This window comes from Lentzea sp. NPDC004782, assembly GCF_040609115.1.
In the GTDB taxonomy this organism is placed as follows: domain Bacteria; phylum Actinomycetota; class Actinomycetes; order Mycobacteriales; family Pseudonocardiaceae; genus Lentzea.
In genome coordinates this window covers 1-23,421 of the sequence record NZ_JBEXJN010000085.1, presented here as the reverse complement: position 1 = coordinate 23,421, position 23,421 = coordinate 1, and the positions used below count along the sequence as shown (strand labels likewise).

Here is a 23,421-nt window from a genome sequence, read left to right as displayed (position 1 = left end):
AATGCCCCATCTTGATCAGACTGCTACCGGGGTATGTCACTCCGCAGGTCAATGTGCGAATCAACGAATCCACCTAGCATCGGGTGGTGTTTCGCACGCTGTACCGAACGTTCGTCGGCCCGGACCGGACGCGGGTGCTCGCCACCGCGCTCGGCAGGTTCCGCTTCCCCGTCCACGCCGCACTGATCATCTACGGGTTCGTCTTCGCGGTCGTCGGCAGCGTTCAGTACGCGCAGCACGAACGGCCCGTCGGCTGGTGGGTGGCCGTGTTCGCGTCGATGTTCCTGCCGTACGTGCTGCTGATCTGGTCACCGCTCTACGCTTGGCGGCTGTCCGCGGCCACGTTCTGGCCGATCGCGGTACTCGTGGACTGGACGGGTGTTCCGTCGTTCCAGTACTGGGCCGCGCTGCCGTTGGTGGTGCTCGTCGCGGCCTTCTACTCCGGCTGGACCGTCGTCCTGGTCGCCCTGGTCAGCATGTTGGTGGTCGCCACCTCCGACGGCGTCAACGCGGGGATGGCGTTCGCCGTGCCGCTGGTCATGGCCGTCGTCTACTTCTTCGGGGCGCGTGGACGTGCGGAGAAACGCCTCGAAGAAGAGCAGAACGCCAAAGCCGCGCTGGAAGAACGGGCTCGCATCGCGCGCGAGATGCACGACGTCGTGGCGCACCACATGTCGATGATCGTGGTCAGGTGCGAAACCGCGCCTTACCGGTTGAAAGGCCTCAACGAGGAAGCCGAGCACGAGTTCACCGAGCTCGGCGCGGCCGCCCGCGAAGCCATCACCGACATGCAACGCCTGCTGGGCGTGCTGCGGGCCAACGGGCAGGAGCCGGAACGGGAACCGCAGCCCGGCATCAGCCGCATCCCCGAGCTGGCGAGGCCCGGCGACGAGGCTGAGGTCGACGTGGACGAAGTGCCGGAGGCGGTCGGCCTCACCGCGTACCGGATCGTCCAGGAGGCGCTCACGAACGCCACCAGGCACGCGCCCGGCTCGAAGGCGTCCGTCCACGTGCACAAGAACGAGGGGCACCTGGACGTCCTGGTGCGCAACACCGCCGGTGGACCGTCCATGGGGGGTGGCAGCGGGCAGGGTCTCGTGGGCATGCGTGAACGCGTCGCGGTGCACGGTGGCACGCTGACGGTGAAGTCGACCGAGGACGGCGGGTTCATGGTGCGGGCGAGGATTCCGTTGGGGGACAAGTGATCAGAGTGGTCGTGGTCGACGACCAGGAGATGGTGCGCGAGGGGTTCTCCGCGCTGCTCAACGCCCAGGACGACATCGAGGTGGTGGGAGCGGCGGGCAACGGCGTGGAGGGCGTCTCACTGGCGCGCAACGTCGAACCGGACGTCGTGCTGATGGACGTCCGCATGCCCGAGATGGACGGTCTCACCGCGACCAGGCTGCTGCTCGACGGTTCGGTGGAGACCAAGGTCCTCGTGCTGACGACGTTCGACCTCGACGACTACGTCTACGAGGCGTTGCAGGCCGGCGCGAGCGGGTTCCTGCTCAAGCACGCGCCCGCCCGTGAGCTGCTCAACGCCGTCCGCGTGGTGGCCGCGGGAGATGCGCTGCTGGCGCCGTCGATCACGAAGCGCCTGATCGAGGACTTCGTGAAGGCGCGCCGCACCGAACGCGTCCGGCCCGCCCGGCTCGACGTGCTGACCGAGCGCGAGACCGAGATCCTCGTGCTGATCGCGCAGGGCCTGTCGAACACCGAGATCGCCGCGCACCTGGTGCTGGCCGAGCAGACGGTCAAGACGCACGTGAGCCGGGTGCTCACCAAACTGGGGTTGCGGGACCGCGCCCAGGCCGTCATCGCGGCCTACGAGAGCGGGCTCGTAGTACCGGGGTAGCAGCGGCAAAACAGCACGTCAGGGGGACGATTGCGAGGGTGTCGCCTTCCTAGTTTCGGTCCATGCGCCGAGCACTGCTGTTCCTCCTGCTGATCGCCGTTCCCGCGGTCGCGCCGTCGATCGCGCAGTGGCGCGGTGACGTCGCCCGCCGAGTGGCGATCGTCGGTGACCTCGCCACCGCACGTGACGTCGTGGTCGTCGTGCCGGGTTCCGACGTGGACGTCGACCGGTTCGAACGGACCGTCGGAAGGATGGCCACCAACCTCCACGAGCAGGCACACCGCGACGACCTCGCGGTGATCGCGTGGCTCGGGTACCGGACGCCGCAGGGACTCGGGGTGGACGCGGCGACCGGTGGCCTTGCGCGTCAAGGAGCTGCTGCGCTCGTGGACTTCGTGCGCGCACTGCACACCAACGCGCGCATCCACGTCTTCGGGCACAGCTACGGCTCGGTGGTGGTGGCGTTGGCAGCGCACGACTTGGACGTGGACGACATCGTGTTCACCGGAAGTCCTGGTGTGCGGGCGAAATCGGTGGCGGAACTGGGGACGCGGGCCAAGATCTGGGCGATCCGGTCGAGCGGTGACTGGATGCGGTTCGTGCCCAACGTGCGGCTGTTCGACCTGGGGCACGGCACGGACCCGGCGTCGGACGGCTTCGGGGCGACGGTGTTGCGGTTCGAGGGTGGGAAGCACGACACGTACTACGAGCCGGGTACCGCCACGCTCGCGGCGCTCGTGCAGATCGCTTCGGGGGAGAAGCTGTGAGGAATCCTTTCATCGACGCCGTGCGCGCGATTGCCGTCGTCACCGTCGTGCTCGGCCACTGGCTCGTGACCGCGCTGGTGGACACACCCACCGGCATGTACATAGACAGCCCGCTCAAGCACTTACCCGAGCTGACACCGGTGAGCTGGGTGCTGCAGACGCTCGGACTGTTCTTCTTCGCGGGCGGGTTCGCGGCGGCCCACTCCCGGACGCCGTTCCTGGTCAGGTTCAGGCAGCTCGCGGTGCCGACGCTGCTGATGCTCGGCGCGTGGGCGGCCGTCCTCTTCGGACTGTCGATGCGCGGCGTCGACCAGGGCACCGCCTACAACATCGGTTTCCTGGTCACCACGCCGCTGTGGTTCCTCGGCGTCTACCTGATCCTGCTGGCGATGAAGCCGTTGGTGCGCAAGCTGGACGAGTACTCGTGGGGTGTGCTCGTCCCGATCTTGCTGGTGCTCGTCGTGCCGTACGCGGTGTGGTGGGCGGCGTGGCAGCTCGGCCACTCGTTGGCGCGCAGGAGGATTCCCGGCCCGCCGCTGCTCGTCCTGGGTGTGCTCGGGTACGCGTTGCTGACGCGGTTCGGCGGCTATCCGGTGTCCGCGGTGGGCATCCCGGGCGCGGCCGTGTCGAACCTGAACCCGCCGAACTGCGCCACGCTCGCGCTGGCGTTCGCCCAGATCGGCCTGGTGCTCACGATCGCGCCCGTGCTCACCCGGCTCGGCACCGCGAAACCCGTGCAGTGGCTGAACAAGCGAGCGCTCGGCATCTTCCTCGCGCACCAGAGCGCGCTGATCACCGTGGTGCTGACGCTGCCGGTGCTGCGGCAGCCACCAGATCATCCGGGCTGGGTGTGGCAGCGAGTGCTGTGGCTGCCGGTGTGCGCGGCCGTGACCTGGGGATGGCTGCGAGCACTGCGAAGCCGATCGCCACGGCGTGCAGCACCACCACCGGAGGCGTCGGTTCCAGCGCCAGCATCGGCGGAACGCACGCCAGCGCCGTGAGCAGCCACGGCAGGCGCGTGTCACAGCTGCCGGTGCGGGCGGTGTGGATCAGGTACCAGCCGAGCAGGAGGTGGATGAGGTTCTGCAGCGGGTCGACCGGCAGCAGCACCAGCGTCCCGTCGCCGAGGAACCCGCTCACCACGAACCCGAGCACGCCGAGCGTCCCGAACACCACGCCCATCGCCGTCGCGAGCCGGGTCCGGTGCGACTCGTGCGACAGGCGCGGGAACCCGACCAGGCGCGCCTCGAACCGGTGGAACACCAGGACCAGCGGCAGGAGCAGGAACACCAGCCAGATCGGTGCCTGCGACACCCCGAGCAACCCGACGACGGCGCCGACACCGGCCAGGTACGCGAGGTACACGGTCATCGGTGCCCGGCGCGCGAAGTTCACGACGTGCCACGAGCGGCCCTCCAGCCACGCCGTGACGCGGCCGCGGGCCAGCAGCGCGAGGCACACCTGGGCGATCCCGAGCACCATCATCGAGCGCGGGTAGTCGCTGAAGAACACCAGCGCGGGCAACGTGATCGCGCCCAGCGCGGCGAGCACCTTGCGCGGGATCTTCTGCAGCGTGCCGTCGGCGTAGAAGAACCCGATCTGCTGCATCAGCAGCGCGCCGACGACCAGGTTGACGTACCCACCGGTCTTCCAGTCCGTCGACGTGCGCGCGACCTCGACGAACAGCGTCACTAGCATCAGCACGAACGGCGCGGTGCGGCGGAAGTGCTCGTGCAGCCACGCGGCGGCGGGCGTCGCGGCCACCGCGAGCAGGTAGACCCCGAGGAACCACAGCGGGTGCGTGATCAGCCGGCTGTACGCGTCGACCCGCACGTCCAGCAGGTTCAGCGCCGCGAACAGCACCACCCACAGCAGCACGAACGCGAGCACCGGCCGCAGCAGCCACGACGTCCGGCTCGACACCCAGCAGCCGAAGCCGCCCTCGTGCGCCTGCCAGGAACGCAGGTTCGCGTGGCCGCCCGCGAAGAAGAACAACGGCACCGCCTGCAACGCCCACAGCCACGGCGTGCCGACGCCTCTGAGGCTCGCGAGCGTCGCGACGGTCTCGCCGAGCACGAGCAGGACCATGCTCAGCAGCCGCAGGAAGGTGGCGTACCGGTCCTGCTCGACGGGAGCGGTCGTGGTGCGCTCGTCTTCGCGGCGCCGGCCATGGAGGCGTGCCAGCAGGAGGAAGACCACGACCGCGCTGCCGAACGCCCACGCCACCACGGGCTCGTGGCCGGGCGTCCCCCACCGCTGGCGCCACGAGTTGAACTTCAGCCCCAGCGCGTAGGTCTCCGCGACCACCTCACAGCTCTGCTCGGAACCGCGCGGGTTCAGCCGGCACTGCGCGTGCAGGTCGCTCGTGAGCCGGTCGTCCAGCGCCCTGCGCGCGTCCGGCCCGAGCGGATGCCCCTTGTCCTCCGCGTAGCGCAGCAGGTCGTAGCCCATGTCGTGCGCGCGGCACGCGACGCTGAAGTCCCACTCGGTGTCGCCCGCGGGCCCGGAGCAGCCGCCGGAGAGGTCGATGGCCCTCAGCGTCCCGTCCGGCGCGGTCACGCTCAGCGGATCGCGGCCCATGTGCCGGGCGAAGTCCGACGGCAGGTCGATGCGCGGGTCGTGGGTGGCCGACGGGTGCACGAACGCGTTGACGGCGTTGCCCGCGGCGATGACGTCAGGATTCGGTGGTGTCCCGCTGTCGCCGGTGACCGGGCGCGAGGCGATGACCCCGCACACGAACACGGCGAGCGTGATCACCGTGAACCTGAACCAGGCCGGAAGCCGGAGGAGAAGTCTGCGCGCGCCCATTGTCGCGCCAGGTTACGGAAGGGTCTCGGCTGATCGCCAATTCACGAGGTCACGGTGACCGGTGTGAGCGAGGCGAGCGCCATGCGCGACAACAGCGCGGCCATCTGGTCGCGGTCGAGGTGCGCGCTGTGCGGGGTCGAGTTGATCAGGCCGAACACCGCGTGCGCCGCCGCCCGCGCGGTCGGTTCGTCGAAGTCCGGGACCGTGCGCCGGATCGTCTCCACCCACACCTCGACGTAGCGCCGCTGCAACGCCCGCACCCGCCGGCGGTCCGGGTCGGTGAGGTTCGCGAGGTTGCGCGCCTGCACGGTGATGAGCGCCGGGTCGTCCAGCGCGAAGTCGACGTGCCAGCCGATCAGCGCCTGCAGGGCCTCGTCGGCGCTCGACGCCGCGTCCACGCGCGCCTGGCCGCCGTCCAGCAGCCGTTCGGAGATCGACGTCAGCATCTCGCCGAGCATCGCGTCCTTGCTGCGGAAGTGCCGGTACAGCGCGGGTCCGGAGATGCCGACGGCCGCGCCGATGTCGTCGATGCCCACGCCGTGGAAGCCGTGCCGGGCGAAGAGCTCGGCCGCGGCGGTGAGGATCTGATCCCTGCGTGAGGGTTTCTCGGCCACATCGGGAGGTTAGCAGCCGTTTACCTGACGTCGTGTCCCACAATTCGGGTCCGTCCGGGACGGTGGCACAACCCCGTGAGCCGGACGTCGGTGAAGAGAACGAGCAGGGTGTGACCGTGTTCCTCTCCGTGCCGGGCCGCCTCGACGTCCGGTCGTGGGGCGACGGCTGGTCCTGCGAGGACACCGAGGGCGGCATCGACTGCCACCACGGCGACCTGGTCGTGCCGGGCGAAGCGTGGCCGGAGCTGTTCTTCCGGGCGACGCCGGAGGACTACATCCGAGACGCGATCGACGTCTACGCCACGACGGGCGACTACGACGCGGCGCACGAGGGCGTGCATTACCTCAACGACACCAGCCTCTGATCGGCGGGAGGAACCGCCGGCCGCGCCGGTGAACCAGGAGCAGGGGTCCCACGGGCCCCTGCTCCTTCCCGTTCGCGGCGCCATCGTCCGATGGGTGGAATCTTCGCTGGTACAAGCCCTGGTTGTTGACTCTTGACGAATGCTTCACACGGGTCTTACTCGTGAGTAACCATTGGCGTGCAATGCATCACATCCCTGCGGCCCCTTCGGGAGGTCTCGATGCGTCCTGCTCACCTCATCGCCTCAGCGGTCACCGCCGCTGCGGCCGTCATCGCGCTCGCCAACCCCGCCAGCGCGGCTTCCGTCAACTACGTCGCACTGGGCGACTCGTACGCGTCCGGCCTGGGCACAGGCTCGTACGACAGCTCCAGCGGCAGCTGCAAGCGCGGTCCGCTCGCCTACCCGGCGCTCTGGGCTGCCGCGCACTCGGTGACGTCGTTCAAGTTCGTCGCGTGCTCCGGCGCGCGCACATCCGACGTCCTGAGCAGCCAGGTCCCGTCGCTCACGACCTCGACCACGCTGGTCACCCTGCAGGTCGGAGGCAACGACGCGGGCTTCACCGACGTGATCACGACCTGCACGTTCGGTTCGGACCAGGACTGCGTCAACCGGGTGAACCAGGCCAAGGCCTACGTCGCGAACACGCTCCCGGGACTGCTCGACAACGTCTACGGCACGGTCCGGTCGAAGGCGCCGTCCGCCGAGGTCGTCGTCCTCGGTTACCCGCGGATCTACAAGGTGCCGGGCTCCTGCGGCGTCGGGCTGAGCGACACCAAGAGGGCTGCGATCAACTCGGGTTCCGACGCGCTGCACGCGACGATCAGCGCACGGGCCGGTGCGGCCGGGTTCGACTACGTCGACGTGCGCGATGCGTTCACCGGGCACGAGATCTGCTCGTCGAGCTGGTGGCTCAACAGCCTCAGCTGGCCCGTCGAGGAGTCGTACCACCCGAACCGGGCCGGTCACCAGAGCGGCTACCTGCCCGCTCTGCAGGCCTTCGTCGGCTAGGTTGATTCCGGAACGTGAGAGTGCCTGAACTGGGTCGTGACCTGCGTTCCGGTGACTCTCCAGCCGTTCCGGTGGACAGCCCTGTTAGCGGGCGTTAACATCTGGTTGTTAACGCCCGCTAACGTCATGGGGAGCTCATGGACGCGCCCGTCCTGCGCAGCGCCGCCGAGCCATCGGACCGTTACGCCAAGGAGCACACCGCGCTCGTCGACGAGCTGCGCGGCAAGCTCGCCACCGCCGCGCTGGGCGGCCCGGAGAAGGCACGTCAGCGGCACGTCGACCGCGGCAAGCTGCTGCCGCGCGAGCGGGTGGACACGCTCGTCGACCCCGGTTCGCCGTTCCTGGAGCTGTCGCCGCTGGCCGCGAACGGCATGTACGGCGACGAGGCGCCGGCCGCGGGCATCATCACCGGCGTCGGGCGGGTCTCCGGCCGTGAGTGCGTGATCGTCGCGAACGACGCCACGGTCAAGGGCGGCACCTACTACCCGATCACGGTCAAGAAGCACCTGCGCGCGCAGGAAGTCGCGCTGCAGAACAACCTTCCGTGCATCTACCTGGTCGACTCCGGCGGCGCGTTCCTGCCCAAGCAGGACGACGTGTTCCCCGACCGCGAGCACTTCGGCCGCATCTTCTACAACCAGGCCACGATGTCGGCGCGCGGGATTCCGCAGATCGCCGCCGTGCTGGGCTCCTGCACCGCGGGTGGCGCGTACGTGCCGGCGATGAGCGACGAGGCGATCATCGTCCGCAACCAGGGCACGATCTTCCTGGGTGGTCCGCCGCTGGTGAAGGCCGCGACCGGTGAGGTCGTCAGTGCCGAGGACCTCGGTGGCGGTGACCTGCACTCGCGCACGTCCGGCGTCACCGACCACCTGGCCGAGAACGACGCGCACGCGCTGCGGACGGTCCGCTCGATCATCTCGACGCTGGGACCGCGGGTGCCGCGGCCGTGGGACGTCGCCCCGGTCGAGGCCCCGGTGGTCAACCCCGACGATCTCTACGGTGTGGTGCCGACGGACTCCCGGACGCCCTACGACGTGCGCGAGGTGATCGCGCGGATCGTGGACGGCTCGAAGTTCCAGGAGTTCAAGAAGGAGTACGGCACGACCCTGGTGACCGGGTTCGCGCGCATCCACGGTCACCCGGTGGGGATCGTCGCCAACAACGGCATCCTGTTCGGCGAGTCCGCGGTGAAAGGCGCGCACTTCATCCAGCTGTGCGACAAGCGGTCCGTGCCGCTGGTGTTCCTGCAGAACATCACCGGGTTCATGGTCGGCCGTGAGTACGAGGCGGGCGGCATCGCCAAGCACGGCGCCAAGGTGGTCACCGCGGTGGCCTGTGCGCGCGTCCCGAAGTTCACCGTGATCATCGGCGGGAGCTTCGGCGCCGGCAACTACTCGATGTGCGGGCGGGCGTACTCGCCGCGGTTCCTGTGGATGTGGCCGAACGCGCGGATCTCCGTGATGGGCGGCGAGCAGGCGGCGTCGGTGCTCGCGACCGTGCGGCGCGACCAGCTCGGTGACTCGTGGTCGGCGGAGGACGAGGAGGCGTTCAAGGCGCCGATCCGCCAGCAGTACGAGGACCAGGGCAACCCGTACTACTCGACCGCGCGGCTGTGGGACGACGGCGTGATCGACCCGCGCGACACCCGCATGGTGCTGGGGCTCGCGTTGTCGGCCTCCGCCAACGCGCCCATCGACGATGTTTCCTACGGCGTCTTCCGGATGTGATCATGTTCGACAGCGTTCTGGTGGCGAACCGCGGGGAGATCGCGGTCAGGGTGATCCGCGCGCTGCGGTCGCTCGGGATCCGTTCCATCGCCGTGCACTCCGACGCGGACGCCGACGCGTTGCACGTCCGGCTGGCCGACGAGGCCGTGCGGATCGGTCCGGCGGCGGCGCGTGACTCGTACCTGTCCATCGAGAAGATCATCGCGGCCGCGGTGTCCACCGGCGCGCAGGCGATCCACCCCGGTTACGGGTTCCTGGCGGAGAACACGGCGTTCGCGGCGGCCTGCGCCGAGGCCGGGATCGTCTTCGTCGGACCGCCCGCGTCGGCGATCGACGCCATGGGCGACAAGATCCGCGCCAAGCTGACGGTGTCGGCGGCGGGCGTGCCCGTGGTGCCGGGCCGCACTCGCGAGAACATGTCCGACGACGAGATCGCGGACGCGGCCCTGGAGATCGGTTTTCCGGTGCTGCTCAAGCCTTCCGCCGGTGGCGGTGGCAAGGGCATGCGGCTGGTGCACTCCGAGGACACCCTCCGCGAAGCCGTCGAGTCGGCACGGCGGGAGGCGCGCGGGTCGTTCGGTGACGACACGCTGCTGATCGAGCGGTTCATCACGAACCCTCGCCACATCGAGATCCAGGTGCTCGCGGACTCGCACGGCAACGTGATCCACCTCGGTGAGCGCGAGTGCAGCCTGCAGCGGCGGCACCAGAAGATCATCGAGGAGGCGCCGTCGCCCTTCCTGACGCCCGAGATGCGCGAGGCGATGGGTGCTGCCGCCGTCGACGCGGCGAAGTCCTGCGGCTACGTCGGTGCGGGCACCGTCGAGTTCATTGTGGACGGTGCGTCCGGCGACTACTTCTTCATGGAGATGAACACCCGGCTGCAGGTCGAGCACCCGGTGACCGAGGAGGTCACGGGCGTCGACCTGGTCGAGTGGCAGCTCCGCGTGGCCTCCGGTGAGGTGCTGGACCTCGACGTCTCGCTCACCGGGCACTCGGTCGAAGCTCGTGTCTACGCGGAGGACCCCGCGCGGGGCTTCCTGCCGACCGGCGGGCGGGTGCTGGCGTTGCGCGAACCCACGTCGGTGCGCGTGGATTCCGGGCTGTACGAGGGACTTGTCGTCGGTTCGGACTACGACCCGATGCTCGCCAAGGTGATCGCGCACGGTCGTACGCGCGAGGAAGCGTTGCGGCGCCTCGATCACGCACTCGGGCAGATGGTGCTGCTCGGCGTGACGACGAACATCCCGTTCCTGCGCGCTTTGCTGCGCGATCCCGATGTCCGTTCCGGCGCACTGGACACCGGTCTGGTCGAGCGGAAGCTCGACTCGCTGACCTCGGACGGGATCCCGGACGAGGTGTACGTGGCGGCCGGTCTGGAACGGTCGCTGGAACCGCCCAGAAATGGATCCGGCGAGGACCCGTGGGACCAGCTGTCCGGTTGGCGGATCGGCGAGCACGCGTGGACGACGTGGCGGATCAACGACGTCGACGTGCGCGTGCGTGGCGACGAAGTCGTTGTGGGCGCGGGAGAACCGGTCCGGGCGCGGGCTCGCCGGGAGGGCGCGGACCTGCTCGTCGGGTCACGCCGGTACGCGATCGCGCGCGACGGTGACGTGCTGTGGCTCGGGCACGGCGGTGCCTCCTGGGCGTTGACGGAGGCGGAGTTCCTGGTCGGCGCCTCCGGTGGTGCCGCGGCCTCCGGTGGCCCGGTGAAGTCGCCGATGCCCGGCACCGTGCTGGTGGTGCGGGCCGCCCAGGGTGACGAGGTGACCGCCGGTCAAGCGTTGTTCGTGGTCGAGGCCATGAAGATGGAGCACACCGTGACCGCACCGGTCGACGGCGTGCTCGCCGAAGTGCACGTGCAAGCAGGCCAGCAGGTCGCACTCGACCAGGTGCTGGCCCTCGTCGTCTCTCACGAGGAGTGACACCGATGTTGGACTTCAGGCTCCCGAGCGAGTACGAGGACCTGCGCAAGACCGTCGAGGAGTTCGCCCGCGACGAGGTGGCCCCGGTCATCGGCGAGTACTACGAGCGGGGCGAGTTCCCGTACCCGGTTGTGGCGAAGATGGGCGCGATGGGCCTGCTCGGCCTGCCGTTCCCCGAGGAGCACGGCGGCATGGGCGGCGACTACTTCGCGCTGTGCCTGACGCTGGAGGAGCTCGCGCGCGTCGACTCGTCCGTCGCGATCACCGTCGAGGCGGCGACCTCGCTGGGCGCCATGCCGATCTACCGCTTCGGCACCGAGGAGCAGAAGGCCTTCTGGCTGCCCGCGCTGACGTCCGGCCAGAAGCTGGGCGCGTTCGGCCTCACCGAGCCGGGCAGCGGTTCGGACGCGGGCGCGCTGGCCACGACCGCGCGGCTGGACGGCGACGAGTGGGTCATCAACGGCACCAAGGCGTTCATCACGAACTCCGGCACGGACATCACCGGCCTGGTCACGGTCGCCGCGGTCACGGGGACGCTGCCCGACGGCCGCAAGGAGATCTCCTCGATCATCGTCCCGTCCGGCACGCCGGGCTTCACGGTGTCGAAGAAGTACTCGAAGGTCGGCTGGTGCGCGTCGGACACCCGCGAGCTGTCCTTCCAGGACTGCCGGGTGCCCGCCGCGAACCTGCTCGGTGAGCGCGGCCGCGGCTTCGCCCAGTTCCTGCGCACGCTGGACGAGGGCCGTGTCGCGATCGCCGCGCTCTCGGTGGGCCTCGCCCAGGGCTGCGTCGACGAGTCGGTGCGCTACGCCCACGAGCGCGAGACGTTCGGCGCGAAGATCGGCACCTACCAGGCGATCCAGTTCAAGATCGCCGAGATGGAGGCCCGCGTGCACACCGCGCGCCTGGCCTACTACGAGGCCGCGTCCCGGATGCTGCGCGGGGAGCCGTTCAAGAAGCAGGCCGCGATCGCGAAGCTCGTGTCGTCCGAGGCGGCGATGGACAACGCCAGGGACGCCACGCAGATCTTCGGCGGCTACGGGTTCATGAACGAGTACCCGGTCGGGCGGTTCTACCGCGACGCCAAGATCCTCGAGATCGGCGAGGGCACCTCCGAGGTGCAGAAGATGCTGATCGCCCGCGAACTCGGCCTCTGAGGGCGCACCGAGCGCGGCGCGCCGGCCGCTCGATGAAGGGCTCCTTCATCCACCTCAGCCGACTTTGGGGACGGCGCGGTCGATGATCGAGCTGAAGTCGGTCGTCCTGGGGAGCGTGCCGAAGGCGTGGCCCCAGTTGCCGCCCAGCCGGGAGGCCACGAAGGCGTCCGCGACCGCGGGGTGCCCGTGCCTGACCAGCAGGGCGCCCTGCAGGATCAGCGCCATGCGTTCGACCACCCGGCGGGCCTGCGACTCGTCCACATCGGACAGCGCCGTGCCGAGGTCCTTCAGGGCGTCGTCGATGCGCGGGTCGACGCCGGTGACGGTCGCCAGGAACTCCTGCACCGACTCCGGTTCCTTCTTCATCGCGCGCAGCACGTCCAGCGCGGCGACGTTGCCGGACCCCTCCCAGATCGACATCAGCGGCGACTCGCGGAACAGCCGCGGCATCCCGCTGTCCTCGATGTAACCGTTGCCGCCCAGGCACTCCAGCGCCTCGGCCGCGTGCACCGGACCGCGCTTGCACACCCAGTACTTGGTGACCGCGAGCCCGAGCCGCGGCCGGTTCTCCGCGAGCCACATCGCGGCCGTTGTCGCCGCTTCCGACTCCACGGCCAGGTCCGCCAGCACGTTGCGCATGGCCGGCTGGTCGATCAGGTACTTGCCGAACGCCTTGCGGTGCGCGGCGTGGTGCGCTGCCTGCCTGAGTCCGGCGCGCATGCCGGCGGCCGACCCGAGCACGCAGTCCAAGCGGGTCATGTTGACCATCTCGATGATCGTCCGCACACCGCGGCCCTCGTCGCCGACGCGCCACGCGAACGCCTCGTCGTACTCGATCTCGGCGGACGCGTTGGACCTGTTGCCCAGCTTGTCCTTCAGCCGCTGCAGGAAGAACCGGTTGCGCGTGCCGTCCGGCAGCACCCGCGGCACCAGGAAGCACGTCAGCCCGCCGGGCGCCTGCGCCAAGGTGAGGAACACGTCGGACATCGGCGCCGACGTGAACCATTTGTGCCCGGTCAACACATAGCCCTCGTCGACCGGCTTCGCGACCGTCGTGTTCGAGCGGACGTCCGACCCGCCCTGCTTCTCGGTCATCGACATGCCGGCGATGAGGCCCCGCTTGGTGAGAGGGGCTTTGAGACCGAAGTCGTAGTCCCGGATGGTGAGAAGCGGTTCGTAGATCTCGGCGAGTTCCGGTGTGGTGCGCAAAGCGGGCACAGCTGCATAAGTCATCGAAATCGGGCATCCGTGGCCTGCCTCGACCTGCGACCAGACGTAGAACTTCGCGGCCCTTTCGAGATGCCCGCCATCGACATATGCGTGCAATCCGTGCGAAACGGCGACGTTCATCAGGTCGTGCCAGGCAGGGTGGAACTCGACCTCGTCGATCCGGTTCCCGTACCGGTCGTGCGTGCGCAGGACCGGCGGATACGTGTTCGCGAGCCGTCCTCGCTCCTGCCACTCCTCGCTGCCCGCGAGCCTGCCCAGCTCGTGCAGCTCGGCGTTGTCGACCCAGCTCAGCAGCGCCGGGTCGGCCGCGACGTCGTGACCGCTCAGCGGCGGGACCTGGTTGGTCACCTCGTGCGTAGCCATGTCCCGCACGTTACTACTGGTTGGTAACTTTGGGCAGGGTGTGATGAAAGATCGCTGGCCCATTCGGGCTTTTGGGCGTGCCAACGGCGCTGACGAGGAATAACGTCGTGCTGGTGAGTGACCATGGGCACAGCACGGCCGTTGCTGCGTTGACTGCGCAGTACGCCGCGATGCGCGAAGGTGCGCCGGTGCGGCTCGCGAAGAAGACGTCGAACCTGTTCCGGTTCCGCGCCGAGCAGTCGGGCGGGTTGGACGTCGGCAGGTTCGACCGGGTGCTGGCGGTGGACCCGGTCGGACGCACCGCGCAGGTGCAGGGCATGACCACCTACGAGAACCTCGTCGCCGCGACACTGCGCCACGGCCTGATGCCGCTGGTGGTGCCGCAGCTCAAGACCATCACGATCGGCGGCGCGGTGGCGGGACTGGGCATCGAGTCCACGTCCTTCCGCAACGGTCTCCCGCACGAGTCCGTGCGGGAGCTGGAGATCCTCACCGGTGACGGCGAGGTCGTGGTGGCCAAACCGGACGACGACCTGTTCCGTGCGTTCCCCAACTCCTACGGGACGCTCGGGTACGCGCTGCGGCTGGAGATCGAGCTGGAACCGGTGCGGCAGTACGTCCGGCTGCGGCACGTGCCGTTCGGCTCCTTCGCCGAATGCGCGGCCGTCATCGAGGAGGTGTGTTCGGACGGTTCGGCGGACTTCGTCGACGGCACGGTGTTCTCGCGTGGCGAGATGTACCTGACGTTGGGGCATTACGCCGACATCGCGCCGTACACGTCGGACTACACCGGAAACCAGATCTACTACCGGTCCATCCAGAAACGCCGCACGGACCACCTGACCATCCACGACTACCTGTGGCGCTGGGACACCGACTGGTTCTGGTGCTCCCGCGCGTTCGGTGCGCAGAACCCGGTGGTGCGCAGGCTGTGGCCCAAGCGCTACCTGCGTTCGGACGTGTACCGCAAGCTCGTGGCCAAGCATCGGCAGCTGAGGCCGCGGGTGGACGTCGAGCCGGTGATCCAGGACGTGGAGATCCCGGTCGGCGCGCTGGCCGACTTCCTGGACTTCTTCGACCGCGAGATCGGCATCTCGCCGGTGTGGCTCTGCCCCGTCCGGTTGCGCGACAACACGGGGTGGCCGCTGTACCCGATGGACCCGGACACGTTGTACGTCAACGTCGGGTTCTGGTCGGAGGTCCCGGTGCGGCCGGGGGAGAAGATGGGTGACCGCAACCGGCTCATCGAGCGCGAGGTGGCGCGGCTGGGCGGTCACAAGTCGCTGTACTCGGACTCCTACTACGACGAGGACGAGTTCTGGCGGCATTACAACGGTTCGCACTACCGGTCCGTGAAGGCCCGGTACGACCAGACGAACCGCCTGCCTGATCTGTACGCCAAGTGTGTCAGGGGACGATGAATGCGGTTGGCCTCCATTTTCCAGCGCATCACGGGTGGCAGCGACGTTCGCTTCCAGGCCTACGACGGCAGTACCGCCGGCCCTTCAGCCGCGCCGGTGTCGATCGACATCAAGACACCGGAAGCCTTGTCCTACCTGGCTTCCGCACCCGGTGAGCTGGGCCTCGCCCGCGCCTACGTGACGGGCCACCTGGAGATCCTCGGCGACGTGCACGCCGGCCTCTCCCAGCTCTCCGAGTTCTCCCTGCGGGAGCTCCCGTGGTTGCAACGCGTGGAGCTGCTGCGGTTCCTCGGCCGAATCCGGTTGTCGCACAAGGTGACGCCACCGCCGCAGGAGACCCGCCTGCGCGGCCTGCGTCACTCGAAGGCCCGCGACCAGGCCGCCATCGCCCACCACTACGACGTCTCGAACCAGTTCTACGAGTGGATCCTCGGCCCGTCGATGGCCTACACCTGCGCGGTCTACCCGACGCTGGAGTCCACTTTGGAGGAAGCCCAGTTCGAGAAGCACGACCTGGTCGCGCGGAAGCTGGGCCTCAAGCCCGGCATGAAGCTGCTGGACGTCGGCTGCGGCTGGGGCGGCATGGTCATGCACGCGGCCCGCGAGTACGGGGTGCGCGCGATCGGCGTCACGTTGTCCCGCAACCAGGCGGAATGGGCGCAGAAGGCCATCGTCGAGGCGGGCCTGTCGGATCTCGCCGAGGTCCGGCACCTGGACTACCGCGACGTGCGGGAGTCGGGCTTCGACGCGGTGTCGTCGATCGGCCTCACCGAGCACATCGGCAAGGCCCAGCTGCCTTCGTACTTCTCTTCGCTGTACAAGAAGCTCAAGCCCGGTGGCCGGTTGCTGAACCACTGCATCACCCGGCCGAACAACAAGGAACGCGCCCTGTCCGGACCGTTCATCAACCGGTACGTGTTCCCGGACGGTGAGCTGGTCGGGCCCGGCCACATCGTGTCGCAGATGCACGACGTCGGGTTCGAGGTGCGGCACGAGGAGAACATCCGCGAGCACTACGCGCTGACGCTGGCCGCGTGGAGCCGCAACCTGGAGGAGCACTGGGAAGAGGCCGTGAAGGAGGTCGGGGAGGCTCGCGCTCGGGTGTGGCGGCTGTACCTGGCGGCGTCGCGGCTCGGGTTCGACCGCAACAACATCCAGCTGCACCAGGTGCTCGGGGTGAAGCTGGACGGCACGAAGTCGCACATGCCGTTGCGGCCGGACTGGCTGTCCTGACCGGTGGCGGGGGGGGGGGCCGCGCGCGCCCCGGCCGGCGCGGCGGGCGGCGGTAGGGCGCGGCCCCCCCCCCCCGCGCGCGATGGGGGGGCGCGGGGGCCCGCCGCCCCCCCCCCCCGGGGTGGGGGGTGGTCTTCGTGGGGGCATCCCCCCCCCCTGTGGGGTTGCAGGAAGGCGCCCTTCATCGACCTGACTGTCCGCCACTAGCTCAGCTGGTCCACGATCGCCTTGGCCTGGTTGGACGGGATCGCGAACCCGATGCCCACGCTCCCGGCCTCACCGCTGCTCGACGCCGGCGAGTAGATCGCCGAGTTGATCCCGATCAGCTCACCGGCCGCGTTCACCAGCGCGCCACCGGAGTTGCCGGGGTTGATCGACGCGTCGGTCTGGATCGCCTGGTACGTAACGGGTTGCGAGCGGCGCGTCTCGCCGGGCACGGTCACCTTGCGGTCGAGCGCGGAGACGATGCCGGTGGTGACGGTGCCCTGCAGGCCCGACGGCGAGCCGATGGCCATCACCGCGTCGCCGACCTTCACGGAGTCGGAGTTGGCCCACTTGATCGGGGTGAGGCCCGAGACGCCGGAGGCCTGCACCACGGCGAGGTCCGAGGTGGGGTCCGTGGAGACGACGGTGGCCGGCACCTCGCGGCCGTCGTTCAGCGTCACGGTCACCCTGCCGCCGGACGAGGCGACGACGTGGTTGTTGGTGAGGATCTTGCCGTCCGCCGACAGGATCACGCCGGAGCCGAGGCCGTTGGCGACGTTGACCTGCACCACGGAGGGCAGCACGTTCGCGGCCACGGACGTCCAGTCCAGTGTGGACGTGTTGGAGACCGTCCGCGCCACCACGGAGTTGCTCGGCGAGGTGCCGTCCGGTGAGGCGATCACCGCGCCGGTGACCCCTCCGAACAGGCCCGCGACGAGTGCCGCCGCGGTGAGCATCGGGGCCGTGCGGCGCCAGAACTTCGGCGCCGGGGCAACGGCGGGCTGCGGTTCCACCAGTGACCCGCTCATCGCGGGGAAGCTCTGCTCGGTCATGGCTCCACGATGGACCGCCATCATGTGAGCAAGCTGTGGGAAAAGCCGAAGAATTCCTGATAAGAACTAGCTGAGAAGCAGCGAGGAGACGGCTGAGGCCGACAGCGGCGGCCCGAAGTGGGAGCCCTGTCCGCCCGTCACGCCCAGCGCGGCCAGCCGCGAGGCCTCGGCCGCGGTCCGCACGTCCTCGGCGTAGAGCGGCAGGCCCAGGATCGACGCCCACTTCAGCAACGCCACCGACGCGCTCTCGTCCACGCGGTTCGCGCCGGCGTCCAGGCCGCGCACGACGGCGCCGGTGAACTTCACGCCGCTGAGCGGCAGCAGGCGCAGCCGGTCGACGCCGACGTTGCCGCCGTTCACCTGGTCCAGCACGAGCCCGATGCCGCGCTCGGCGAGGATCGTCAGCTCTTCCAGCTGGTCGTCGCTCAGCAACGACGGCAGGTGCTCGTGCAGCTCGAAGCGCAGCTGGGTGGCGGGCAGGCCGGTGCGGTCCAGCACGCGGGCGACCTCGGCGACGAGCTCGGGTTCCTGGCACAGCCGCGGCGGCAGGTCGATCGAGAGCGCGGGCGCGCGGGAACCGAGCTCCGCACACCACAGAGAAGCCTGCGCGCACGCTTCCGACAGCGCCCAGCGCACGAGGCGGACGATCATGCCGTTGTCGTTGGACTGGTCCATGAACAGGTCCGGGCACAGCACGCCGCGCACCGGGTGGTCCCAGACGATCTTCGCCTCCAGCGCGAGCACGGAACCGTCGGCGAACGAGCGCACCGGGAAGTAGTCGACCCGGAACTGGCCCTCCTCCAGCGCGCCGGGGATCGACGCGGCGAGCGCGTACCGCTCCTTGTCGCGCAGGTCCCGGTCCCGGTCGTACAACGCCCACTGCGCCTTGCCGTCGCGCTTGGCCCAGCCGACCGTGACGTCCGCCGACCGCAGCAGGTCCACCGCGTCGCCGCCGCGGGCGGCCCGTGCCACGATGCCGGCGCTGACCGTCACGCCGACGCCGTGCGCGCCGATCCAGATCGGCTCCTCCAGCCGTGCGGTGAAGTCCTCGACGAGCGCGATCACGCCCCGCAGGTCGCGCGGGTCCTTGATCAGGACACCGAACTCGTCCTCGCCGATGCGCGCGACCTTGCCGACCTCCTCGGAGAAGACGGCCCGCAGGTGCGTGGCGACCTGCATCAGCACCCGGTTGCCCACCTCGTGCCCGAACGCGTCGTTCACGCCGCGGAACCCGTCGACGTCGACCTGCACCAGCGCCAGCGTCTCCGGGCCCTTGGAGCCGACCGCGCCTTCCAGCCAGCCGAGGAACTGCGTCCGGTTCGGTAGACCGGTCTGCATGTCGTTGAGGCTCTGGCGGACGAGCTGCGTCTGCAACGCCCGCATCTCGTTCATGTTCTCGATCATCGTGACGAAGTACGGCGGCGTGTCGTCGTTCTCGCGCACCAGCGAGATCGCCATGTGCGTCTGGATCGTCTCGCCGTCGCTGCGGATCATCCGCTTCTCGACCCTGATGTGGTCGAGGTCGGTGTTGATCAAGGTCTGGCCGATCTCCCGCAGCGCCTCGCGGTCCTCGGGGTGCGCGAGGTCGCGGCCGGTGATCTTGTCCAGGTCCTCGCGCCGGTAGTCGAGCATCGTCAGCAACGCCTCGTTGACGTCCATGATCTTGCCCTTGAGGTCGACCACGACGATCGGGAACGCGGAGCTCTGGAAGATCGCCCGGAACTTCGCCTCGCTCGCCCGCACCGCGTTCTCGGCCCGGCGCATCGTGTTGATCGCGGCCGTGCGGCTGATCTCCTGCTGGTCGAGCGTGCGGTCGCGCAGCCCCTCCGCGTACCCGGCGGCGAGCGCGGCGAGCTGGGCCGGCGTGGCGGGCGTGTGCTCACCGAGGTACGTGAGCGTCTGCTCCAGCGTCGCCGAGGAGATGAAGTCGTTCTTCACCATCGAGTGGCCGACCTCCCGTGCCGCGTCCACACCGCCGCCGAGCAGCCGCTCGACGTAGCCGCCGAGCAGTTGCTCGAGCTTCTCGCGGGTGAGGTTCGCGAGGAGGGTGCTGGAGATCGCCGCCGCCCAGGCAACGGCGGGCTCTCGGCTGTCGACCATGTTCATTCAGCTCAGGTTGGCCATTCGTGGGGACCGGTGTGATCCGCTGATCGGTCGTCGGGCGCCAATCGGTACGCCTGCACTGACCCACTTCCGCCAGATTCGGTCGAACGGGTGACATCCCGCGCGGTACCACCACCGGGTGTGGGTCCAGCGAACAAGCTTACTGATCACGCCTGACCTGTCCAACCGAACCCCGATTCCCGGTCACGAATCCCGAGATTGGCCAAGAATTCACTCTTTTGACCTAGTGAATCACCTTGTCGAACGGCAACGGACCTATTGTCAGTGGGTCCGCGTCCACGTCGAACAACGGCCGGTACCCCGTCGCGAGGTACAACGCCTTCGCCTCCGGCTGGCGGGGCCCCGTGGTCAGGTAGATCCGGCGGTAGCCGAACGCCCGTGCCTCCTTCTCCAGTTCCTCCACGACCCGGCGCGCGAGCCCGCGCCGGCGATGGCGCGAGTGCGTCCAGATCCGCTTGAGTTCCGCGGTCTGTTCGTCGTACCGCATGAACGCCCCGCCCGCGACCGCTTCTCCGGCCTCCACGAGCAGCAGGAACTGCCCGTGCGGCGGTTCGAACACGTCCGCCGGCCGCTGCATCTCCTGCGCGCCCATCGGCCCGTAGCGGGTCGTGTACTCGTACGTCAGCTCGGCCACCAGCGGCGCCGCGTCCGGATCGGACTGCCGGACGCGGCGCACTTCGAGGGTGGTCATGAAGCCTTGGCCCGGTCCCGCTTCGCGACCTCTTCGCGCACCAGCGGAATCACGTACCGGCCGAAGTCGATCGCGTCGTCCAGCAGGTCCTAGCCGCGTGCCGACAGGATGTCGACGCCGAGGTCGTAGTAGTCCAGCAACGCCTGCGCGACGGTTTCCGGCGTGCCGACCAACGCGTTGGAGTTGCCCGCTCCGCCCGTCGCCTTCGCGGTCGGCGTCCACAATGCACGGTCAAAGCGCTCGCCGCGTTCCGCGACGGCCAGAAGTCGTTGTGAACCGGTGTTCTCCGGATTGGTCAGGGAATGCCGGCGGCTCAACGGACCGTTGGCTTTCCGCGCCTCGATCCGGTCCAACGTACGATATGCCTTCTCCCACGCCAGTTCCTCGGTCGGTGCGATGATCGGCCGGAACGCGACCTGGATCCTCGGCACGTCGGTGCGGCCCGCGTTCTTCGCCGCCTGCCTGACGGACTCGATCTGCTGCGCGGTCTCGGCCAGCGGTTCGCCCCACAGGCAGAAGATGTCCGCCTCCGCGCCGCCCGCCTCGTAGGCCGCGGGGGAGGAGCCGCCGAACGACACGTTCGGACGTGGTTGCTGCACCGGGAAAACGTCGCTCACGAAGTCCGCGAAGTGGTAGTGCTCCCCGTCGTGGTCGAACGCCTCCCTGCTGAGCCAGGCCTTCTTCACGATCTGGATGTACTCGCGGGTGCGGCTGTAGCGCTGGTCCTTGCTCAGGTAGTCGCCCTCGCGCTGCTGCTCGTGGTCGGTGCCGCCGGTGATGAAGTGGACCGTGAGCCTGCCGTCGCTGATCTGGTCGAGCGTCGCGAACGTCTTGGCCGCGAACGTCGGGTACGAGACGTTCGGCCGGTGCGCCAGCAGGATCTGCAGCTTGTCGAGCTTCGCGGCCAGGTACGCCGCCGCGGCCGCGGGCTCGGGCGCACCCGACCCGTACGCGAACAGCACGCGGTCCCAGCCGTGTTCCTCGTGCGCACGGGCGAGCCTGATCGTGTAGTCCTTGTCGAACGCGCCACCTGACCTCGGCGTCGTCTCCGACCCGTTGTTCGTGGCGGCGATCCCGAGAAACTCGACTGGCATGGCGGATTCCCCAGAGTTGGCGGTGAGAGCTTCCGGTGCGTTGAGGGAGACGCCCTGCGAGTCCAGCACCGGCCCGTGCCGCTCGCAACGACGTCCACAGAGCGGGATTTGCTTGCACGCGCGGGGTACTCTGGTGGTGTTCGCGTTGAGGGGCGCGGTTCGTTTCTCGTTGCCCATCAACGGAAAGACGCGCATGCGCTCACTCGTGATCATCGGCGGCGGTCCTCGTGCCGCCGGCCTGCTGGAACGCATCGCCGCCCGGTCTCCGTCACTGGAACTGGTCGTGCACGTCGTCGACCCCCACCCGCCGGGCGCGGGCCGGGTGTGGCGGCACGCGCAGTCCCCGTTGCTGCGCATGAACTCCATGGCCGAGGACGTCACGGTCTTCACCGACGCGAGCTTCGACGGTGCCGGCCCGGTTCGTCCCGGTCCGTCGCTCGCGGAGTGGGGTGACGTCGACCCGACGTCGTTCCCGTCGCGGCAGGTGCAGAGCAAGTACCTCTCGTGGTTCTTCGACCACGTCCGGGAATCTCTGCCTCCGAACATCTCGGTGTCCGTGCACGAGGCCCGTGCGTTGAAGGTCGTCGGCAACTGGGTGTGGCTCGACAGCGGTGAGTCGCTGCGGGCCGACGTCCTGGTGCTGGCCCTCGGCCACCTCGACGCCGAACCGGAGCCGGAGCACCGCGCGCTCGCCGCGCACGCGGCGGAGCACGGCCTGGTCTACGTGCCGCCGTTGTACTCGGCCGACGCCGATCTGTCCGAGGTCGAGGGTGACGTGGTGCTGCGCGGGTTCGGCCTGGCGTTCATCGACCTGATGGTGTTGCTGACCGAGGGGCGCGGTGGTCGGTACGTGCGTTCCGGGCAGCTCGAATATCTTCCGTCCGGCGCCGAACCGACGATCCACGTGGGCTCGCGGCGCGGCGTGCCGTACCACTCGAAGACCGGCTACCGGTTGCAGGGCACCCGGCCGAAGCTGCCGCACTTCTTCGTGGCGGACGCCTTGCGCGGCCGCGACCTGGACTTCCGGGCGGAGGCGTGGCCGTTGATGGCCAAGGAGATCGCGTGGGGTCACTACCACGAGCTCTTCACCGGGCATCCCGGCCTCGTGCGGATGTCGTTCGTCGAGTTCGCGGCGTCGTTCGCCGGACTGCCCTGGTACAGCGACGAGATGCGGGAGCTGGAGCTCCTCGCGGTGCCCGATCCGGCCGACCGCATCGACTTCGAACGCCTGGACCGCCCGTTGACCGGTCTGACCTTCGCGTCGGGTGAGGAGTTCCAGGAGTACCTGAGGGCCTACGTCGAGGCGGACGTGGCCCGCCGCTCCGATCCCCGGTACAGCGCGGATCTGGGCGCGTTTCTCGCCCTGCTGTCGGTCTACGGCCAGATGGCCCAGGTGATGCCGCACGACAGCTGGTGGCACGGTTACTTCAGCTACCTGGCCTCCGGGCCGCCGCCGGACCGGCTGGAGGAGCTGCTGGCGTTGTCGCGCGCGGGAATCGTTCGGTTCGTCGGCGCGGACATGTGGGTCAAGGCGGTGGACGGCGCGTTCCTGGCGGGCAGCCCGACTACACCGGACGTGGTGCGCGCCAACGGTTTGGTCGAGGCCCGCCTGCCCACGCACTCCCTGTCGCGCACCGCCGATCCGGTGCTGCGGTCGTTGCGGGCGGTCGGTGACGTGTCCGAGGACGACGCCGGGCTGGTGCGGGTCACCCCGGAGGGCCGGTTGATCAACGAACGCGGTGAGGCCGACCCGGTTCGGTTCGCCGTGGGGCCCTACACCACGGGGAAGGCGTTCGCGGCGTTCTCGCGGCCCGGCACGAACGCCCCCGCGTTCCGGCAGAACGACGTTCTCGCGAGCGCGATCCTGCGCACGCTGGGCGCCTTGTCCTGAACTCAGGCCCTCAGGCGCCGGTGCGTTCGCTGTCGCTGGTTGGGGGCCGTGATACCAGGCAGGGGGGGGTTGGGCCCCCGCGAGAAAAGGCGGGGGGGGCCGCGG

Annotated in this window: 17 protein-coding genes and 2 pseudogenes; 12 read left to right on the top strand and 7 right to left on the bottom strand. The window is 69.2% G+C overall.

All coding sequences use genetic code 11. The features are described from left to right. Nucleotides 1–86: 86 nt before the first annotated feature. From ABZV40_RS42400 to ABZV40_RS42385, 4 genes are all read left to right on the top strand, one after another. On the top strand, nt 87–1,205 hold the full coding sequence (locus ABZV40_RS42400) for a histidine kinase (RefSeq protein WP_355455242.1): 1,119 nt from the start codon (nt 87–89) through the stop codon (nt 1,203–1,205). Then, nucleotides 1,202–1,855: a response regulator transcription factor gene (locus ABZV40_RS42395; protein WP_355455240.1), complete on the top strand. Its 654-nt coding sequence runs from the start codon at nt 1,202–1,204 to the stop codon at nt 1,853–1,855. The genes ABZV40_RS42400 and ABZV40_RS42395 overlap by 4 nt, the downstream gene beginning before the upstream one ends. A 62-nt stretch (nt 1,856–1,917) precedes the next feature. After that, nucleotides 1,918–2,622: an alpha/beta hydrolase gene (locus ABZV40_RS42390; protein WP_355455238.1), complete on the top strand. Its 705-nt coding sequence runs from the start codon at nt 1,918–1,920 to the stop codon at nt 2,620–2,622. Further along, a complete protein-coding gene (locus ABZV40_RS42385; protein WP_355455236.1) occupies nt 2,619–3,623 on the top strand; it encodes an acyltransferase family protein in 1,005 nt (334 codons plus the stop codon). The genes ABZV40_RS42390 and ABZV40_RS42385 overlap by 4 nt, the downstream gene beginning before the upstream one ends. A gap of 1,345 nt (nt 3,624–4,968) precedes the next feature. On the opposite strand, the pseudogene ABZV40_RS42380 reads toward ABZV40_RS42385, so the two are convergent. Both ABZV40_RS42380 and ABZV40_RS42375 read right to left on the bottom strand, forming a co-directional pair. After that, a pseudogene (locus ABZV40_RS42380) lies at nt 4,969–5,202 on the bottom strand (hypothetical protein); the annotation flags it as partial. A 269-nt stretch (nt 5,203–5,471) separates the two neighbouring features. Beyond that, the gene (locus tag ABZV40_RS42375) at nt 5,472–6,044 is read right to left on the bottom strand and encodes a TetR/AcrR family transcriptional regulator (RefSeq protein WP_355455234.1); all 573 of its coding nucleotides are present in this window, start codon (nt 6,042–6,044) and stop codon (nt 5,472–5,474) included. A gap of 32 nt (nt 6,045–6,076) precedes the next feature. Here ABZV40_RS42375 and ABZV40_RS42370 point away from each other — a divergent pair, with 32 nt between their 5' ends. The 5 genes from ABZV40_RS42370 to ABZV40_RS42350 all read left to right on the top strand — a co-directional run bounded on the left by ABZV40_RS42370 (nt 6,077) and on the right by ABZV40_RS42350 (nt 12,232). After that, entirely contained in the window at nt 6,077–6,409 is a 333-nt protein-coding gene (locus tag ABZV40_RS42370; RefSeq protein ID WP_355455232.1) for a hypothetical protein, read from the top strand. A 219-nt stretch (nt 6,410–6,628) separates the two neighbouring features. After that, nucleotides 6,629–7,417, top strand: coding sequence for an SGNH/GDSL hydrolase family protein (locus tag ABZV40_RS42365; protein ID WP_355455230.1), 789 nt, complete (start codon nt 6,629–6,631; stop codon nt 7,415–7,417). Between the two features lie 137 nt (nt 7,418–7,554). Next, the gene (locus ABZV40_RS42360; protein WP_355455228.1) at nt 7,555–9,147 is read left to right on the top strand and encodes a carboxyl transferase domain-containing protein; all 1,593 of its coding nucleotides are present in this window, start codon (nt 7,555–7,557) and stop codon (nt 9,145–9,147) included. A gap of 2 nt (nt 9,148–9,149) precedes the next feature. Beyond that, on the top strand, nt 9,150–11,075 hold the full coding sequence (locus tag ABZV40_RS42355) for an acetyl/propionyl/methylcrotonyl-CoA carboxylase subunit alpha (protein ID WP_355455226.1): 1,926 nt from the start codon (nt 9,150–9,152) through the stop codon (nt 11,073–11,075). 5 nt (nt 11,076–11,080) lie between these two features. Continuing rightward, nucleotides 11,081–12,232, top strand: a complete 1,152-nt coding sequence (locus ABZV40_RS42350) for an acyl-CoA dehydrogenase family protein (RefSeq protein WP_355455224.1) — start codon at nt 11,081–11,083, stop codon at nt 12,230–12,232. 54 nt (nt 12,233–12,286) lie between these two features. Here ABZV40_RS42350 and ABZV40_RS42345 read toward each other — a convergent pair whose 3' ends face one another. Continuing rightward, the gene (locus ABZV40_RS42345; protein WP_355455222.1) at nt 12,287–13,825 is read right to left on the bottom strand and encodes an acyl-CoA dehydrogenase family protein; all 1,539 of its coding nucleotides are present in this window, start codon (nt 13,823–13,825) and stop codon (nt 12,287–12,289) included. Nucleotides 13,826–13,995: 170 nt separating this feature from the next. Between ABZV40_RS42345 and ABZV40_RS42340 the strand changes: the two genes are divergently transcribed. Beyond that, complete coding sequence (locus ABZV40_RS42340; protein WP_355455255.1) at nt 13,996–15,246, top strand: FAD-binding oxidoreductase; 1,251 nt, start codon at nt 13,996–13,998, stop codon at nt 15,244–15,246. Continuing rightward, on the top strand, nt 15,247–16,479 hold the full coding sequence (locus ABZV40_RS42335; RefSeq protein WP_355455220.1) for a cyclopropane-fatty-acyl-phospholipid synthase family protein: 1,233 nt from the start codon (nt 15,247–15,249) through the stop codon (nt 16,477–16,479). 203 nt (nt 16,480–16,682) lie between these two features. Here ABZV40_RS42335 and ABZV40_RS42330 read toward each other — a convergent pair whose 3' ends face one another. The 4 genes and pseudogenes from ABZV40_RS42330 to ABZV40_RS42315 all read right to left on the bottom strand — a co-directional run bounded on the left by ABZV40_RS42330 (nt 16,683) and on the right by ABZV40_RS42315 (nt 21,425). After that, on the bottom strand, nt 16,683–17,516 hold the full coding sequence (locus ABZV40_RS42330) for a trypsin-like peptidase domain-containing protein (protein ID WP_355455218.1): 834 nt from the start codon (nt 17,514–17,516) through the stop codon (nt 16,683–16,685). 66 nt (nt 17,517–17,582) lie between these two features. Continuing rightward, complete coding sequence (locus ABZV40_RS42325; protein ID WP_355455216.1) at nt 17,583–19,616, bottom strand: EAL domain-containing protein; 2,034 nt, start codon at nt 19,614–19,616, stop codon at nt 17,583–17,585. Between the two features lie 247 nt (nt 19,617–19,863). Continuing rightward, nucleotides 19,864–20,331, bottom strand: a complete 468-nt coding sequence (locus ABZV40_RS42320; RefSeq protein WP_355455214.1) for a GNAT family N-acetyltransferase — start codon at nt 20,329–20,331, stop codon at nt 19,864–19,866. Further along, nucleotides 20,328–21,425, bottom strand: a pseudogene (locus ABZV40_RS42315) (LLM class flavin-dependent oxidoreductase). Before ABZV40_RS42315 ends, ABZV40_RS42320 begins: the two are co-directional and overlap by 4 nt. 193 nt (nt 21,426–21,618) lie before the next feature. Between ABZV40_RS42315 and ABZV40_RS42310 the strand changes: the two are divergent. Further along, on the top strand, nt 21,619–23,316 hold the full coding sequence (locus ABZV40_RS42310; RefSeq protein ID WP_355455212.1) for an FAD/NAD(P)-binding protein: 1,698 nt from the start codon (nt 21,619–21,621) through the stop codon (nt 23,314–23,316). Nucleotides 23,317–23,421 lie beyond the last annotated feature (105 nt).

Excerpts from the sequence above, each read along its gene's own strand:
- ABZV40_RS42360 (WP_355455228.1), top strand. The coding sequence starts at position 7,555 with ATGGACGCGCCCGTCCTGCGCAGCGCCGCCGAGCCATCGGACCGTTAC.
- ABZV40_RS42310 (WP_355455212.1), top strand. The coding sequence starts at position 21,619 with ATGCGCTCACTCGTGATCATCGGCGGCGGTCCTCGTGCCGCCGGCCTG.
- ABZV40_RS42325 (WP_355455216.1), bottom strand. The coding sequence starts at position 19,616 with ATGGTCGACAGCCGAGAGCCCGCCGTTGCCTGGGCGGCGGCGATCTCC.
- ABZV40_RS42320 (WP_355455214.1), bottom strand. The coding sequence starts at position 20,331 with ATGACCACCCTCGAAGTGCGCCGCGTCCGGCAGTCCGATCCGGACGCG.
- ABZV40_RS42390 (WP_355455238.1), top strand. The coding sequence starts at position 1,918 with ATGCGCCGAGCACTGCTGTTCCTCCTGCTGATCGCCGTTCCCGCGGTC.
- ABZV40_RS42345 (WP_355455222.1), bottom strand. The coding sequence starts at position 13,825 with ATGGCTACGCACGAGGTGACCAACCAGGTCCCGCCGCTGAGCGGTCAC.
- ABZV40_RS42355 (WP_355455226.1), top strand. The coding sequence starts at position 9,150 with ATGTTCGACAGCGTTCTGGTGGCGAACCGCGGGGAGATCGCGGTCAGG.
- ABZV40_RS42330 (WP_355455218.1), bottom strand. The coding sequence starts at position 17,516 with ATGACCGAGCAGAGCTTCCCCGCGATGAGCGGGTCACTGGTGGAACCG.
- ABZV40_RS42365 (WP_355455230.1), top strand. The coding sequence starts at position 6,629 with ATGCGTCCTGCTCACCTCATCGCCTCAGCGGTCACCGCCGCTGCGGCC.
- ABZV40_RS42335 (WP_355455220.1), top strand. The coding sequence starts at position 15,247 with ATGCGGTTGGCCTCCATTTTCCAGCGCATCACGGGTGGCAGCGACGTT.
- ABZV40_RS42340 (WP_355455255.1), top strand. The coding sequence starts at position 13,996 with ATGCGCGAAGGTGCGCCGGTGCGGCTCGCGAAGAAGACGTCGAACCTG.
- ABZV40_RS42350 (WP_355455224.1), top strand. The coding sequence starts at position 11,081 with ATGTTGGACTTCAGGCTCCCGAGCGAGTACGAGGACCTGCGCAAGACC.